The organism is Pseudomonas sp. FIP_A4 (genome assembly GCF_036701605.1).
In the GTDB taxonomy this organism is placed as follows: domain Bacteria; phylum Pseudomonadota; class Gammaproteobacteria; order Pseudomonadales; family Pseudomonadaceae; genus Stutzerimonas; species Stutzerimonas phenolilytica.
The window spans coordinates 335,238-351,315 of the sequence record NZ_JAYDXP010000126.1 but is presented as its reverse complement, the minus strand read 5'-3'; the positions used below and the strand labels follow the sequence as shown (position 1 = coordinate 351,315).

General features: G+C 66.1%; 14 protein-coding genes. 6 read left to right on the top strand and 8 right to left on the bottom strand.

The features are described 5' to 3' along the window. The first annotated feature begins 25 nt into the window (after positions 1-25). The 3 genes from U8L64_RS14815 to U8L64_RS14805 all read left to right on the top strand — a co-directional run bounded on the left by U8L64_RS14815 (position 26) and on the right by U8L64_RS14805 (position 3,909). Positions 26-286, top strand: a complete 261-nt coding sequence (locus U8L64_RS14815) for an accessory factor UbiK family protein (protein WP_008568387.1) — start codon at positions 26-28, stop codon at positions 284-286. A 35-nt stretch (positions 287-321) separates the two neighbouring features. Beyond that, positions 322-1,818, top strand: a complete 1,497-nt coding sequence (locus U8L64_RS14810) for a YifB family Mg chelatase-like AAA ATPase (RefSeq protein WP_043297881.1) — start codon at positions 322-324, stop codon at positions 1,816-1,818. A gap of 117 nt (positions 1,819-1,935) precedes the next feature. Continuing rightward, positions 1,936-3,909 carry a BCCT family transporter gene (locus U8L64_RS14805; RefSeq protein ID WP_156716124.1) on the top strand — a complete coding sequence of 658 codons (1,974 nt, stop codon included), beginning with the start codon at positions 1,936-1,938 and terminating at the stop codon, positions 3,907-3,909. A 19-nt stretch (positions 3,910-3,928) separates the two neighbouring features. On the opposite strand, the gene U8L64_RS14800 is transcribed toward U8L64_RS14805, so the two are convergent. Continuing rightward, positions 3,929-5,581, bottom strand: coding sequence for a putative bifunctional diguanylate cyclase/phosphodiesterase (locus U8L64_RS14800; protein WP_333398143.1), 1,653 nt, complete (start codon positions 5,579-5,581; stop codon positions 3,929-3,931). A 205-nt stretch (positions 5,582-5,786) separates the two neighbouring features. Between U8L64_RS14800 and rep the strand changes: the two genes are divergently transcribed. Beyond that, complete coding sequence (gene rep, locus U8L64_RS14795; protein WP_054094426.1) at positions 5,787-7,796, top strand: DNA helicase Rep; 2,010 nt, start codon at positions 5,787-5,789, stop codon at positions 7,794-7,796. 175 nt (positions 7,797-7,971) lie between these two features. Further along, positions 7,972-8,589, top strand: coding sequence for a PAQR family membrane homeostasis protein TrhA (trhA, locus tag U8L64_RS14790; RefSeq protein ID WP_333398142.1), 618 nt, complete (start codon positions 7,972-7,974; stop codon positions 8,587-8,589). Positions 8,590-8,628: 39 nt separating this feature from the next. Here trhA and U8L64_RS14785 read toward each other — a convergent pair whose 3' ends face one another. Together U8L64_RS14785 and gap are read right to left on the bottom strand one after the other, a co-directional pair. Next, entirely contained in the window at positions 8,629-9,795 is a 1,167-nt protein-coding gene (locus tag U8L64_RS14785) for an iron-containing alcohol dehydrogenase (RefSeq protein WP_077682720.1), read from the bottom strand. A gap of 104 nt (positions 9,796-9,899) precedes the next feature. Continuing rightward, on the bottom strand, positions 9,900-10,910 hold the full coding sequence (gene gap / locus U8L64_RS14780) for a type I glyceraldehyde-3-phosphate dehydrogenase (RefSeq protein ID WP_234303193.1): 1,011 nt from the start codon (positions 10,908-10,910) through the stop codon (positions 9,900-9,902). A 194-nt stretch (positions 10,911-11,104) separates the two neighbouring features. On the opposite strand from gap, the gene U8L64_RS14775 reads away from it, so the two are divergent. Continuing rightward, positions 11,105-11,677, top strand: coding sequence for a xanthine phosphoribosyltransferase (locus U8L64_RS14775; RefSeq protein ID WP_008568395.1), 573 nt, complete (start codon positions 11,105-11,107; stop codon positions 11,675-11,677). A 63-nt stretch (positions 11,678-11,740) separates the two neighbouring features. Here U8L64_RS14775 and U8L64_RS14770 read toward each other — a convergent pair whose 3' ends face one another. The 5 genes from U8L64_RS14770 to dadA form a co-directional block, all read right to left on the bottom strand. Further along, positions 11,741-12,166, bottom strand: a complete 426-nt coding sequence (locus U8L64_RS14770; RefSeq protein ID WP_054094423.1) for a c-type cytochrome — start codon at positions 12,164-12,166, stop codon at positions 11,741-11,743. A 130-nt stretch (positions 12,167-12,296) separates the two neighbouring features. After that, a complete protein-coding gene (locus tag U8L64_RS14765; RefSeq protein WP_008568399.1) occupies positions 12,297-12,845 on the bottom strand; it encodes a cupin domain-containing protein in 549 nt (182 codons plus the stop codon). A gap of 98 nt (positions 12,846-12,943) precedes the next feature. Further along, on the bottom strand, positions 12,944-13,315 hold the full coding sequence (locus U8L64_RS14760; protein WP_333398141.1) for a RidA family protein: 372 nt from the start codon (positions 13,313-13,315) through the stop codon (positions 12,944-12,946). Positions 13,316-13,370: 55 nt separating this feature from the next. Then, positions 13,371-14,465, bottom strand: coding sequence for a YkvI family membrane protein (locus tag U8L64_RS14755; protein WP_333398140.1), 1,095 nt, complete (start codon positions 14,463-14,465; stop codon positions 13,371-13,373). 186 nt (positions 14,466-14,651) lie between these two features. After that, positions 14,652-15,950, bottom strand: coding sequence for a D-amino acid dehydrogenase (gene dadA / locus U8L64_RS14750; protein ID WP_043297871.1), 1,299 nt, complete (start codon positions 15,948-15,950; stop codon positions 14,652-14,654). Between the last annotated feature and the right edge of the window lie 128 nt (positions 15,951-16,078).

Sequence of the window (16,078 nt, the reverse complement as noted above, 5' to 3'; positions counted from 1 at the left end):
GGCCGTTCAAATGCAGGTACCTGTCATGCTGCCACCCAAAGCTTTCCTCGACGCCCTCGGTTCCCAGGCCTCGCGCCTGTTCAACGGCGACACCCCGCTGCCGCGCCCCGAGTTCGAAGCCCAGCTCAAAGCCGTGGTGCAGGGCGCGCTGAACAAGCTCGACGTGGTCAGCCGCGACGAATTCGACAGCCAGATGGTGGTGCTCGCCCGCACCCGCGCGCGCCTGGAGGCGCTGGAAGCCAAGGTCGCCGAACTGGAAGAAAAGCTCACGCCGCCCGTGTCCTGACCGACCGGGCCGCGACACGATCAAGGAGTGATCGAATGTCCCTGGCCATCGTCCACAGCCGCGCACAGAGCGGCGTCGAAGCGCCGCCGGTGACCGTCGAGGCGCATCTAGCCAATGGCCTGCCCTCGCTGGCGCTGGTCGGGCTGCCGGAAACCGCAGTGAAGGAAAGCAAGGATCGCGTGCGCAGCGCCATCCTCACCTCCGGTTTCGACTTCCCTGCCCGACGCATCACCCTCAACCTCGCACCCGCCGACCTGCCCAAGGACGGCGGTCGTTTCGACCTGGCCATTGCCTTGGGCATTCTCGCGGCCAGCGGTCAACTGCCGGCCGAGCGCCTGGACGGGCTCGAATGCCTGGGCGAGCTGGCGCTTTCCGGGGCGCTGCGTCCGGTGCAGGGCGTGTTGCCCGCCGCGCTTGCCGCTCGCGCCGCCGGCCGCGCGCTGCTGGTGCCGCGGGCCAATGCCGAGGAAGCCAGCCTGGCGTCCGGCCTGACCGTGTATGCCGCCGACCACCTGCTGGAAGTCGCGGCGCATTTCAGCGGCACCACGCCGCTGACGCCCTATGTCGCTCAAGGCCTGCTGCGCCAGGTGCTGCCTTACCCGGACCTGGCCGACGTGCAAGGCCAGCTCGCCGCCAAGCGCGGCCTGCTGGTCGCCGCGGCGGGTGCACACAACCTGTTGTTCTCCGGCCCGCCCGGCACTGGCAAGACACTGCTGGCCAGCCGTCTGCCCGGCCTGCTGCCGCCGCTGGACGAGCAGGAAGCGCTGGAAGTCGCGGCGATCCAGTCGGTAGCCAGCCACGGCCCTCTGGCGCACTGGCCGCAGCGGCCGTTTCGCCAGCCGCACCACAGCGCGTCCGGTCCGGCGCTGGTCGGTGGCGGCAGCCGGCCGCAGCCTGGCGAGATCACCCTGGCGCACCAGGGCGTGCTGTTTCTCGACGAGCTGCCGGAGTTCGATCGCAAGGTGCTGGAGGTGCTGCGCGAGCCGCTGGAATCGGGGCAGATCGTCATTGCCCGTGCACGCGACAAGGTGCGCTTCCCAGCGCGCTTCCAGCTGGTGGCGGCGATGAACCCCTGCCCTTGCGGCTATCTCGGCGATCCCGGCGGACGCTGCCGCTGCACCCCGGAGCAGATCCAGCGCTACCGCGGCAAACTGTCCGGCCCGCTGCTCGATCGCATCGACCTGCACCTGACGGTCGCGCGCGAAACCACCTCGCTGAATGCACCCGCGCAGCATGGCCAGAGCAGCGCGGAAGTGGCCGCTCAGGTGGCGGCCGCACGCCAGCTGCAGCTGCGTCGTCAGGGCTGCGCCAATGCCTTTCTCGACCTCGCCGGCCTGCGCCAGCACTGTCGGCTGGACGGCGTCGACCAGCAGTGGCTGGAGCACGCCTGCGAACGCCTCGGCCTGTCGCTGCGCGCCGCGCACCGCCTGCTCAAGGTAGCGCGCACGCTGGCCGACCTGGACGCGACGGCGGAAATCTCCCGTCAGCACCTCGCCGAAGCGCTGCAATACCGCCCCGCCGCCCAGGCCTGACACGCTGCGCGGCGCCGGCAAGCGCGCCGTAGACACCGGGGCCGTTTCGTTGTCTATGTTAGATTGGTGCGCTTTCGCCACAGGCGGCCACTCCCCAGACCCACGAAGGAGCGCAGCATGGAGGCAAGAAGGTCTTCCGCTACAACCATCAATCCGCCGGTCTTCTACAGCTCGGCATTCATCATCCTGGCGCTGGTGATCTACAGCGTCGCCCTGCCGAAACACGCGCAGTCGCTGTTCAGCACGACCCAGGCGTGGATCGTCGCCCACCTCAGCTGGCTGTACATCCTCGCCGTTGCGCTGATCCTGCTGATGGTGGTGCTGCTGGCGCTCAGCCGCTACGGCGACATCAAGCTTGGCCCCGACCACAGCGAACCCGACTACTCACGTACCACCTGGTTCGCCATGCTGTTTTCCGCCGGCATGGGCATCGGCCTGATGTTCTTCGGCGTCGCCGAACCGGTAATGCACTTCCTCTCGCCACCGGTCGGTGAAGGCGGCAGCGTGCTCGCCGCGCGCGAGGCGATGAAGATCACTTTCTTCCACTGGGGCCTGCATGCCTGGTCGATCTACGCCATCGTGGCGATGATCCTGGCCTACTTCGCCTACCGCCACGGTCTGCCGCTGGCGCTGCGTTCGGCGTTGTATCCGCTGATCGGCGAGCGCATCCACGGCCCCATCGGACATGCGGTAGATACCTTCGCGATCATCAGCACCGTACTTGGCGTGGCCACCTCGCTGGGCCTGGGCGTCACCCAGATCAACACCGGCCTGAACCACCTCTACGGTCTGCCGATCTCGCTGCCGGTGCAGATCGGCCTGATTCTGGCGACGAGCGCGTTGGCCACCCTCTCGGTGGTCAGCGGGTTGGACAAGGGCGTGCGCCGGCTGTCCGAGCTGAACCTGTCGCTGGCGGTGCTGCTGATGGTGCTGGTGATGATCGTCGGGCCGACGGTGTTCATCCTGCAGACCTTCGTGCAGAACACCGGCAGCTACCTGGCGGACATCGTCAACAAGACCTTCAACCTGTATGCCTACGAGCCGAACGACTGGATCGGCGGCTGGACGCTGTTCTACTGGGGCTGGTGGCTGGCCTGGTCGCCCTTCGTCGGCCTGTTCATCGCGCGCATCTCGCGCGGGCGGACGATCCGCGAGTTCGTGGCCGGCGTGCTGCTGGTGCCGACTGCCTTCACCCTGCTGTGGATGACGGTGTTCGGCGACACGGCGATCCACATGATCCTCTGGGAAAACGTCAGCAGCCTCGGCGAAGCCATCGAGCGCGACAGCTCGCTGGCGCTGTTCGCCTTCCTTGAGCGCTTCCCCTTCTCCGGGCTGCTGTCGCTGCTGGCGATCGTCATGGTGGTGGTGTTCTTCGTCACCTCGGCGGACTCCGGCGCCATGGTGGTGGACATGCTGGCCTCCGGCGGCAATGACGACACCCCGGCGCGCCAGCGCATCTTCTGGGCCATGCTGATGGCCGGTGTGGCCATTGCGCTGCTGCTGGCCGACGGCCTCACCGCGCTGCAGACCGCCACCATCGCCAGCGCGCTGCCCTTTGCGCTCGCCCTGCTCTGCTCGATGTGGGGCCTGCTCAAGGCGCTGCGCATCGATGCGACCAAGCAAGGTCTGCGCTACCAGGCGATCACCACCTCGCCGGCCACGCCGCGCGCCTACAGCGACTGGCAGCGCCGCCTGCGCAATCTGACGATGTTTCCGCGCCGCCGCCATGTGGTGCGCTTCATTGCCGAAGTGGTGCGTCCCGCCTGCGAGGCGGTTGCCGAGGAAATTCGCAAGCAGGGCTACGGCGCCACGGTCAGCGAGGGCGAGGACCAGCGCATCCGCATCGAAATCGTCCACGAGGGCGAGCCCGACTTCCTCTACGAGGTGCGGCCACGCGCCTACGTGATGCCCAGCTTCGTGCCGCGCAGCGAGGACGACGAGCCCGGCGAGCGCAAGTACTTCCGCGCCGAGGTGCACCTCAAGGAAGGCGGCCAGGACTACGACGTGATGGGCTGGAGCCGCGAGGGCGTGATCGGCGACATCCTCGACCAGTACGAGAAACACATGCACTTCCTGCACATGGTGCGCTGACGCAAGGCGTCGGGTTGGCTCAGTGCGCCAGCCCGGCGCGGCGCTCGCCGCGCATGAAGACCGCCAGTTCGGCCAGCGGCAACGGCCGGCTGACCAGATAACCCTGGATCTGGTGCGCACCGAAGCGCTTGAGCTGCTCCAGCTGCGCGGCGGTTTCCACCCCCTCGGCGACGATTTCCAGCTGCAGGTCGCGGGCGAGGTTGACCATCGCATGCACCAGCCGGCGATTGCCCTCCATGCCGGCGACAAAGCTCTTGTCGATCTTCAACAGCGCGATCGGCAGGCTGGACAGGTGCACGAACGACGAGAAGCCGGTGCCGAAATCGTCCAGGGAAAACCGCACGCCGAGCTTGCGCAGGGTTTCCATGGTGCGCCGGACCTGCTCGCTGCGGCGCATCACCGCCGTTTCGGTCAGCTCGAATTCCAGCCAGTGCGGATCGATGCCGCACTCCTCGATCAGCCGGCTGAGCGTGGCCAGCAGCTGGCTGTCCTGGAACTGGCGGAACGACAGGTTGATCGCCATGTGCAGCGCATCGCCCCCCTGCGCGCGCAGGGCCTGCAGGTCATGCAGGGCGCGGGCGATGACCCAGTAGCCGAGCGGCACGATCAGCCCGCTCTCCTCGGCCAGCGGAATGAACGCTTCGGGCGTTAGCAGGCCGCGCTCCGGGTGTGCCCAGCGCACCAGCGCCTCCAGCCCGAGAATCCGTCCGCTGCTCAGGCACAGGCGCGGCTGGTAGTGCAGCTCCAGCTCGCCACGACGCAGGGCCTGGCGCAGCTCGCTCTCCAGCTCGGCGAGGCTGCGCGCGCCGCGGCTGGCGTGCTCGTCGTACAGTTGCCAGGTGCAGCCCTGGCGCGACTTGGCTTGGCGCATGGCGCTCTGCGCATGCCACATCAGCGGGTCGGCGCCGATGCCCGGGCGCGCCGGTGCCAGGCCCAGGCTGCAGCCGAGCATCAAGCTCTCACCGTCGACCCAGTAGGGCTCAGCGAGCGCTTCGACCAGGCGATCGGCCATCTCGGCGGTGCGCCGCGGCCGTTCGCGCACGTCCAGCAGCAGGGCGAACTCGTCACCACCCAGCCGCCCCAGGGCATCGCCTTCCTCCAGCTGCGCCTGCAGGCGCGCGACGATCTGCAACATCAACCGATCGCCCGCCTGATGGCCGAGCGAATCGTTGACGTGGCGAAAGTCGTCCAGATCCAGATAGCCGAGTACCAGCCCGCGCCCCTGATGCTCGGCCAGCGCCGCCATCAGCAAGGCCTGGAAGCCCTGGCGATTGACCACACCGGTGTACGGGTCGTACTCGCTCAGGCGCTGCAGCGAGCCCTGCAGCCGGCAGCGCTCGCGCGCATAGCGCAGGCAGCGGCGCAGTACGTCAGCACTGAACTGGTCGCGCACCAGCCAGTCGAGCACGCCTTCCGGCGCTTCGGCCGGCTCGGCGTCGAGCAGCAGGATCACCGGCCAGGGGCATTCGTGCGCGGGCGGCCGACAGGCTGGCGTCGTCAGCAGCAGCCCGCGGGCGCCATCGTCCAGCGTGGCCCGCGCCGCCGCCCAGTCCGGGGCAACCAGCAGCGCCGGCGCATCCGCCAACTGCTCCAGGCAGCCACGCAGCTGTGCCGCCCACTCGGGGCGCTCGGCCAGCAGCAACAGTGACAGGGGTGCGATGGGCGCGGACAAGCAGCCTCCCGGAGCGTGGTGAGATGGACGCAGGAAACGTCCGCTGTCGGACCAGCCTGCGCGAGCGGGCCGGCTCGACAAGATAAAGGAATAATCTCATTTACCAAGGCCCGCCAGCCGATCGGCCGCCGATCGGTCGTGAGCGAGCCGCTTCCCGGCGCTGGCCTGCTAAACTCGCGCCCCGCCTTCCACAACCCGAACGTCCATGTCCCGACTCAATCCCCGGCAGCAGGAAGCCGTGAACTACGTCGGCGGCCCGATGCTGGTGCTCGCCGGCGCCGGCTCCGGCAAGACCAGCGTGATCACCCGCAAGATCGCCTACCTGATCCAGCAATGCGGCATCCGCGCGCAGTACATCGTCGCTGTAACCTTCACCAACAAGGCCGCGCGCGAGATGAAGGAGCGCGTCAGCAGCCTGCTGCGCGGCGGCGAAGGCAAGGGCCTGACGGTATCGACCTTCCACAACCTGGGCCTGAACATCATCCGCAAGGAATATGTCCATCTGGGGTACAAGCCGGGCTTTTCGATCTTCGACGAAGGCGACATCAAGGCGCTGCTGAGCGACATCATGCAGAAGGAATACGCCGGCGATGACGGCGTAGACGAGATCAAGCACTACATCGGCAGCTGGAAGAACGACCTGGTCACCCCCGAGGAAGCGCTGGCCAGCGCGCGCAACCCCAAGGAGCAGACCGCCGCCGTCGTCTACACCCACTACCAGCGCACGCTCAAGGCGTACAACGCGGTGGATTTCGACGACCTGATCATGCAGCCGGTGAAGCTCTTCCAGGACCACCCCGAGGTGCTGGAGAAGTGGCGCAACAAGGTGCGCTACATGTTGGTGGACGAATACCAGGACACCAACGCCAGCCAGTACCTGCTGGTCAAACTGCTGGTGCAGCAACGCGCGCACTTCACCGTGGTGGGCGACGACGACCAGTCGATCTATGCCTGGCGCGGCGCGCGGCCGGAAAACCTGATGCAGCTGAAGGAAGACTTTCCCTCGCTGAAGGTGGTGATGCTGGAGCAGAACTACCGCTCCACCAGCCGCATCCTCAAATGCGCCAACGTGCTGATCTCCAACAACCCGCACGCCTTCGAGAAGCAGCTGTGGTCGGAAATGGGCCATGGCGACCCGATCCGCGTGATCCGCTGCCGCAACGAAGAAGCCGAGGCCGAGCGCGTGGCGATGGAAATCCTCACGCTGCATCTGCGAACCCAGCGGCCCTACAGCGATTTCGCCATCCTCTACCGCGGCAACTACCAGGCCAAGCTGATCGAGCTGAAGCTGCAGCATCACCAGATACCCTATCGGCTGTCCGGCGGCACCAGCTTTTTCAGCCGCCAGGAAGTGAAGGACCTGATGAGCTACTTCCGCCTGCTGGTCAACCCGGACGACGACAACGCCTTCCTGCGGGTGATCAACGTGCCGCGCCGCGAGATCGGTTCGACCACTTTGGAAAAGCTCGGCAACTACGCCAGCGCGCGCAAGATTTCCATGTACGCCGCCTGCGACGAGATCGGCCTCGGCGAGCTGATGGACAGCCGCTTCACCGACCGCCTGGCGCGCTTCAAGCGCTACATGGACAACCTGCGCCAGCAGTGCGCGCAGAACGACCCCATCGCCGCGTTGCGCAGCATGGTCATGGACATCGACTACGAGACCTGGGTGCGCAGCCAGACCTCCAGCGACAAGGCCGCGGACTTCCGCATGGGCAACGTCTGGTTCCTCATCGACGCGCTGAAGAACACTCTGGAGCGCGACGAGGAAGGCGAGATGACCATCGAGGAGGCCATCGCCAAGCTGGTGCTGCGCGACATGCTCGAACGCCAGCAGGAAGAGGAAGAAGGCGCCGAGGGCGTGCAGATGATGACCCTGCACGCGAGCAAGGGTCTGGAGTTTCCCTACGTGTTCATCATGGGCATGGAGGAGGAAATCCTCCCGCACCGCTCCAGCATCGAAGCCGACACCATCGAGGAAGAACGCCGCCTGGCCTATGTCGGCATCACCCGCGCGCGGCAGAACCTGGCGATGACCTTCGCCGCCAAGCGCAAGCAGTACGGCGAAATCATCGAATGCATGCCCAGCCGCTTCCTCGACGAACTGCCGCCCGAAGACCTGGAATGGGAAGGCCAGGAAGACGCGCCGGTGGAAGTGAAGGCCGCGCGTGGCAACGACGCACTGGCAGCGATGCGGGCGATGCTCAAGCGCTGACGACAGGCGGCGCGAGGTCGGCGCAGCCGCGCGTCGACGGAGCAACGAAGCCCTCGCGCGGGCACAACGCGGCGCCGCCATCTCGTCCATTTCGCTGATCGTTCATCGATTTGACTGTATCCGGTCATGCGGACGCGGCATGCTGGGCCTGTCGCATCTGCGCGGAGACCCCCCGATGTACCACGGCGAACGCTTCAACGCCTGGACGCACCTGGTCGGTGCCGTACTCGCCAGTCTGGGCGCCATCTGGCTGCAAGTGCTGGCCACGCTCGGCGGATCGCTCGCCGAGATAGTCAGCGTGGCGATCTACGGCCTCAGCCTGGTGCTGCTCTACAGCATCTCCACCCTCTACCACAGCCTGCGCGGGCGGGCGAAGGTGATCATGCGCAAGCTCGATCACCTGTCGATCTACCTGCTGATTGCCGGCAGCTATACGCCATTCTGCCTGGTCACGCTGGCCGGTCCCTGGGGCTGGACGCTGTTCGGCGTGGTCTGGAGCCTGGCGCTGCTCGGCATGCTGCAGGAGATCAAGCCACGCTCGGAAGCGCGGATTCTCTCGCTGGTGATCTACGCGGTGATGGGCTGGATCGTCCTGGTGGCGGTCAAGCCGCTGCTCGCCGCGCTCGGCGGCGCGGGCTTCGCCTGGCTGCTGGCCGGCGGCATCTGCTACACGGTGGGCATCGTGTTCTTCGTCTTCGACGAGCGCTTCCGCCACTGGCACGGCATCTGGCACCTGTTCGTGATGGGCGGCAGCCTGCTGCACTTCATCGCGGTGCTGTTCTACGTGCTGTGAACGGCGCCGACGGCCACGATCGCCGCGCGGCGCCGGCGTTCACGCCTGGTTCCAGACCGTCTCGTACAGCTCGACGATTTCCGCCTGCGTCGGCACGCGCGGGTTGTTGCCCGGCGAACCGGACGCCAGCGCCTGCTGCGCCATCGTCTCGCGCAATGCGAAGAAGCGCTCGCGGGCGATGCCGTACTGGCCGGGACTCGGCACCTGCAATTCACGGTTCAGCGCCTGCAACTCAGCCAGCAGCCGCTGGTTGGCGGCCTCGACGCTGTCGGTCTGTGCCGCAACGCCCATCGCACGGGCGCAATCGGCGTAGCGCTCGGGCGCGGCAGGAATCGAGAAGGCGGTGACCGCCGGCAGCAGCATGGCGTTCGACAGCCCGTGCGGCACATGGAAAAACGCACCGATTGGCCGACTCATGCCGTGCACCAGCGCCACCGAGGCGTTGGAGAAGGCGATGCCAGCCAGCGTCGCGCCGAGCATCATCGCCTCGCGCGCGGCACGGTTGCCCGCTTCGTGGAAGGCAGTACGCAGGTTGGGCGCCAGCAGCCGCATGGCCTGCAGGGCCTGGGCATCGCTGTATCCGCTGGCCTTGCGGCTGACGTACGCCTCGATGGCGTGGGTCAGCGCGTCCAGACCAGTATCGGCGGTGACCCGTGGCGGCAGCGAAAGGGTCAGCTCGTAGTCGATCAGCGCGGCGACCGGCATGAAACCGAGACCGGCGCAGAGCATCTTCTCGTCGCTGGTCTCGTCGGTGATGATGGTGAAACGCGTCGCTTCCGAGCCGGTGCCGGCGGTGGTGGGGATGGCGATCAGCGGCAGACCTGGCTCGCACACATCGCGCGGGAAACGATAGTCGCGCATCTCGCCGCCGTAGCGGCCGAGGATGCCGATGGCCTTGGCCGAGTCGATCGGGCTGCCGCCGCCGAGGGCGACGATGGAATCGAAGTCACCGTCGCGAACCATCTGCACGCCGGCGCGGATCGACGCGGCGGTGGGCTCCGGCAGCGTGTCGGCGAAGCACTGACTGGCGATTCCCGCGGCCCGCAGCTGTTCTTCGAGGCGATCGACATAGCCCAGCTCGACCATCATGCGGTCGGTGACGATCAGCGGGCGACTGCAGCCCAGGCTGCGCAGCACGACGGCAAGCTGCTGGCTGGCGCCAGCGCCGATTTCCATCAGGCGCGGCAGGACGATGCGATGACTCATGGGCTCTCTCCGGCAGTTAATGGCGCTGGGGTTCAGCGAGTATAGACAGCACCACCCAGCCGCCCGCCGCGGCGTCGCGAGCGGACGGCGGGTGTGGTATCCGCTCAGGCGGCCGGCTGCGGGTTCCAGTGCAGCAGCACGTCGAGCATGCGGTTGGAGAAGCCCCATTCGTTGTCATACCAGGCCAATACCTTGACCAGCTCGCCCTGCACGCGGGTATGGCTGAGGTCGGCCACACAGGACGCCGGATAGCCGTTGAAGTCGCAGGACACCAGCGCCTCCTCGGTGCACTCCATCACGCCGGCCGGCAGCCGCTGCGCGCCCTCGCGCAGGATGCGGTTGATCGCCTCGACGCCCTGCGGCGCACGGTCGGCGACGAAGGTCAGGTCCACCAGCGAGACGTTCGGCGTCGGCACCCGCACCGACAGGCCATCCAGCCGCCCGGCCAGCTCCGGCAGCACCAGGCCGATGGCCTTGGCCGCGCCGGTGGTCGACGGGATCATCGACAGCGCCGCGGCGCGCGCGCGGTAGAGGTCCTTGTGGGCCTTGTCCAGCAGGTTCTGGTCGTTGGTGTAGGAGTGCACGGTGTTCAGCAGCCCTTGGCGAATGCCCACCGCCTCGTGCAGCACCTTGGCCAGCGGTGCCAGGCAGTTGGTGGTACAGGAAGCATTGGAGATCACCTGCTGGTCGCCCAGCAGCTGGTGGTTGACGCCATAGACCACGGTCAGGTCGGCGCCATCCAGCGGATGCGAGGCGAACACCCGGCGCGCACCGGCCTGCAGGTGCTGCTCGACCAGGACGCGCTGCTTGAACTTGCCGGTGCATTCGAGCACCACGTCGACGCCCAGCTCGCCCCACGGCAGCCGGCTCGCCTCGCGCTCGGCGAGCAGGCGGATGCTCTGACCGCCGACGACCATCGCCTCGCCCTGCAGCTCCACCGGCTGCGGAAAGCGACCGAACGTCGAGTCGAAGCGCGTCAGGTGCACCAGCGTGCCGTGCTCGCTGAGATCGTTGATGGCGACGATCTGCACCTGCTCCTGCAGGCCACGCTCGAACAAGGCCCGCACGACCGCACGACCGATTCGTCCATACCCGTTGATAGCAATACGCAACATGCGTGATTCCCCGCTGGTTGAAATGGCCTTCCAGCTTAGGCGGCTTATCCTTACAGGTGTTCAGTCATTTAGGCGCATGTCGGATTTTTGCACTGCCCGCCAGGATTGCGCGAAAATGCGCGGCTTTCCAGGCTGCGCCGCCCCGCTCGGGACCCGGCCAGGCCTGCCCGAGGCCCTTTCGAGGTAGCACGTACGTGGAACTACTGAAACAGAAAATCCGCAGCGAAGGCATCGTTCTGTCCGAGCGCGTGCTCAAGGTCGACGCCTTTCTCAATCACCAGATCGATCCGCGACTGATGCAGCAGATCGGCCAGGAATTCGCCCGCCGCTTTCGCGATGCCGGCGTCACCAAGATCGTCACCCTCGAAGCGTCCGGCATCGCGCCGGCGGTGATGACCGGGCTGGAACTCGGCGTGCCGGTGATCTTCGCGCGCAAGCACCAGTCGCTGACGATGACCGACAACCTGCTGACCGCCTCGGTGTACTCCTTCACCAAGCAGGTGGAGAGCACCATCGCGATTGCCGCCAACCACCTGTCGGCGACCGACCGGGTGCTGGTGATCGACGATTTCCTGGCCAACGGCAAGGCCGCCAAGGGCCTGCTGTCGATCATCGCGCAGGCTGGCGCGACCGTCGTCGGCCTGGGGATCGTCATCGAAAAGTCGTTCCAGAGCGGCCGACGCGAGCTGGAGGAAACCGGCCTGCGCATCGAATCGCTGGCGCGCATCGCCTCGCTGGAGAACGGCCAGGTGCAGTTCGTCGAGTGATGTGCAGATACGACAAAGCCGCCCGTAGGCGGCTTTGTCGGTGCAACGCTCAGCGTCTGTCGATCAGAGACCGGACATGTGCTTGATGGCGCCCTTGAGCTCGTCGTCCGAGCAGTCGCCACAGGTGCCTTTCGGCGGCATGGCGTTGAGGCCATTGATGGCGCTCTTGAGCAGACCATCAACCCCGCCCTTGGCGTCGGCACGTGCGCTCCAGGCCGCGGAATCACCGGTCTTCGGCGCGTTGAGCAGGCCGGAGCCGTGGCAAGCGGTGCAGAACTTGCCGTAGATTTCTTCGCCGCTGCGTGCCGCACTACCGGCCGCCGCCGCAGCGCCGCCACCGGCCGCCGCACACTCTTGGCCTTGTACGCATACTTCGCCCACCGGCTTCAGACGCTCGGCGATAGCTTCGTCGGTCGCAGCCTGAGCGCTCATTGCCCACAGGGCCACTACGGCAGTCTGTGCTACCAGGATCTTCTTAATCAGGTTCACCTTTCACCCTCATTGTGGCTAGACACGCCCGCGGCCACGGTTCGCGAGCGGGCGGTAGTATAACGGCAAGCCCCACAAGCCGAAACAATTGCCATCGCTCGCGACTCTTTGTCGCATTGCGCGGCGCCGCTCAGAAGTTCGCCGGCGTGGTTGCGCTGATCAGCCGGGCCGGCGCGTCGAACGGATTGCGAAAACGGTGGGGTTTGCTGCTCTCGAAGTAGTAGCTGTCGCCAGTTTCGAGCACATAGGTCTGACCGTTGACCGTCAGCTCCAGCCGCCCCTCGACCAGCATGCCAGTCTCCTCGCCCTGGTGGGCGAGCATGTCCAGGCCGGTGTCCGCGCCGGGTGGATAGGTCTCGTCGAGAAAGGCGATGGCCCGGCTCGGATGCGCCTTGCCCACCAGTTTCATGCTCACCGCACCGTCGGAGATGTCGATCAGCTCGCTCGCCTTGTAGACCACCTGGGTGTCGCTGTCCTGCTCGAAATCCGGCGAGAAGAACTCCACCAGCGACATGGGAATGCCGCCGAGAACCTTTTTCAGCGAACTGATCGAGGGGCTGACGCTGTTCTTCTCGATCATGGAAATGGTGCTGTTGGTGACGCCCGCACGCTTGGCGAGTTCACGCTGAGACAGCCCCTTGAGCTTGCGGATGGTTTGCAGCCGAACGCCGACGTCCAATACGAGCTCTCCTATCAAGAGCGAAACGACAGGCTGTCATGATGGCAACGGCGTTCGGAATTTACAACACGCTGGCGCGCTATCCGGTGCACCTGCTGTCAGAGGTTCGGCCCGGACAGGTCCGGTAACGCGGCCACCACGGTGATTTCCACCCGCACCTGCGGCGAATACATCAGTGCCTGTACGGTGGTACGCGCCGGTGCGGAACCTTTGGGCAACCATTCGTCCCAGACTTCGTTCATGCCGTCGTAGTCGTCCATGTCGCGCAGATGGATCAGCGCCGAAAGCAGGCGCGAACGGTCGCTGCCGGCCTCGGCCAGCATGCGATCAATGCTGAACAGGGTGTCGCGGGTCTGCTGGCGGATATCCCCCGACAGATCATCGGCCAGTTGGCCGGACAGGTAGACCGTACCGCGGTGGATGACCGCCTCGCTGTAGCGGGCGGTGGTGTGCAGGCGCTGGATGGGCATGAAATTCTCCTCGAACGAGTGGCGCCGGCCTGCAGTGGGCCGGCGCCGGGCAGTGTCAGGATAGCGGGCTCAGCTCGCGTTTTTGCACTTCGAGGTTCGCGCGGGAGCGGCCGCGCGCCCAGCTGAAGACGATGGCGAGGATCAGCGCAAAGCCGACGTAGCCGAGCAGCGGGTACACGGTGCCGACCAGCTTGCTGAAACCGCCCAGGCTCAGCGCCAGCCCAATGCACACGGAAATCGCACTGAAGCCCTTGAAGCGTGCCGACTCGGGTTTGGCGAAGCGCGCGCTGAAGGCGAAGAACATGCCGACGGCGGTGCTATAGACCATGCAGATCAGCGCCACCGACATGACCACCGACAGCAGCGGCGAAATCCGCGACGCCAGCGCCAGGGTCGGCATCTCGATGCCCTGCAGCTGGTTGATGTTGGCGAACAGACCGACGTTCAGCAGCAGGATCAGCACACCCAGGCCGAGCCCGCCGAGCACGCCGCCCAGCCCTGCAGCCTTGGATTGCTTGGTCATCCCGCCGATCACCGCCAGCATCGGGAAACCTACGGCGATGTTGAACGAGGCGTAGAGCAGCGCGCCGACGAACCAGTTGGAGCTGACCGTCTCGTTGTTCTCGCGGGCAATCGCATCGAGGGTTTCGACCGGCGCGTTGTAGTTGAAGATCGAGTAGGTGGTGATGATCAGCACCATCGCCAGCAGGAACGGCATCACCGCGCTGATCAGATCGATGATGCGCTTGACGTTCAGGCACAGCGTGGCGATCACCAGCACGGTCATCAGCACGCCGCCGAACAGCGGATGCATGCCGTACTGTTGGGCGAAGATCGATCCGCAGCCGGCCAGCATGACCACGCCCACGCCATAGAGGAAGAATGACAGCACCACGTCGACGGCCAGACCGACGCGCGCGCCGAACAGGCTGTAGAGGACTTCCTTGTGCGAGTTGGCCTGCATCTTAGAGCTCATGCGGGCGATCTGCATGCCGAGGAAGGCGAACAGCAGGCCACTGACCAGCGTACCGGCGACGCCGACCAGCCCGTAGCCGGTGAAGAATTGGAGGACTTCCTGGCCGGAGGCGAAGCCGCCACCGATGACCACGGACATATAAGCCAGCGCAATCTGGATCGATTGTTTGTTCATTACATTCATCTCGTTCTTAGATTTGTAGGTACGAGGAACGACTGCAGATGTCAGCTCATTCCGGTGAAACGCTGCTCCAGGCGGGGAACAGATGAGCGGCTCCGGCTCGCTGATAGATCCATGTCACTCGACCGGGTGTCAGCGTGGCGGACACCCGGTCGACGGTTATTGCAGGGGGTTGAGGGGTCAGTGGGCGGAAGCCGGCCGACCGTGGCCGGATACCTCGCTGCGGCTGCTATAGCGAGAAATATCCAGGCCCTGCGCGCTGATCTGCGGACGCTTCTTCGCGATCAGATCGGCAAGCAGGCTACCGGAGCCACAGGCCATGGTCCAACCGAGGGTCCCGTGGCCGGTGTTGAGGAACAGGTTGCGATAGCGCGTCGCGCCGACGATCGGCGTACCGTCCGGGGTCGCCGGGCGCAGTCCGGTCCAGAACTCGGCGCGGCTCAGGTCGCCGCCCTGCGGATAGAGGTCGGCGGTGATCATCTCCAGCGTCTCGCGACGACGCGGGTTGAGCGACAGATCGAAGCCAGCGATCTCGGCCATGCCGCCGACGCGGATACGGTCGTCGAAGCGGGTGATGGCGACCTTGTAGGTCTCGTCGAGGATGGTCGAGGTCGGCGCCATCGCGGCGTCGGTGATCGGCACAGTCAGCGAATAGCCCTTGAGCGGGTAGATCGGCGCACGGATACCGAGCGGCTTGAGCAGCTGCGGCGAGTAGCTGCCCAGCGCCAGCACATACTGGTCGGCGCGCTCCAGCTGACCGTCGATCCAGACCCCGGCGATGCGTTCGCCATCGCTCTCCAGGCGCTCGATGTTCTGCCCGAAGCGGAACTCCACGCCCAGTTCACGCGCCATCTCGGCCAAGCGCGAGGTGAACAGGTAGCAGTCGCCGGTCTGATCATTGGGCAGGCGCAGGGCGCCGGCGAGCTTGTCGGAGACCTTGGCCAGCGCCGGTTCGACGCGCGCGATGCCGGCACGGTCGAGCACTTCGTAGGGGACGCCAGCCTGTTCGAGCACGGCGATGTCCTTGGCTGCGGCGTCCACTTGCGCCTGGGTGCGGAACAGCTGAGTGGTGCCGAGCTGGCGCCCCTCGTAGGCGATGCCAGTCTCGGCACGCAGCTCGTCGAGGCAATCGCGGCTGTATTCGGCCAGCCGCACCATGCGTTCCTTGTTCACCGCGTAGCGCGCAGCGGTGCAGTTGCGCAGCATCTGCGCCATCCACAGGTACTGGTCGAGGCTGCCGGTGAGTTTGATGGCCAGCGGCGCGTGGCGCTGCAGCAGCCATTTCATGGCCTTGAGCGGGATGCCCGGGGCAGCCCACGGCGAGGCGTAGCCGGGCGATACCTGGCCAGCATTGGCGAAACTGGTTTCCAGGGCGACGCCGTCCTGGCGATCGACCACTACCACCTCGAACCCGGCTCGGGCCAGGTAGTACGCGCTGGCGGTGCCGACCACACCGCTGCCCAGGATCAGAACTCGCATGACTGTCGCCCTCCATCCGGCACGCCCGGATGTATCCGTTGTTGTTGGGCGGAGTGTAGGACGGCTGACTCAGTGGTATTCACTGTTTATCATGCGATTGTTGACGAAAATTCTCGCCAATATGGCTT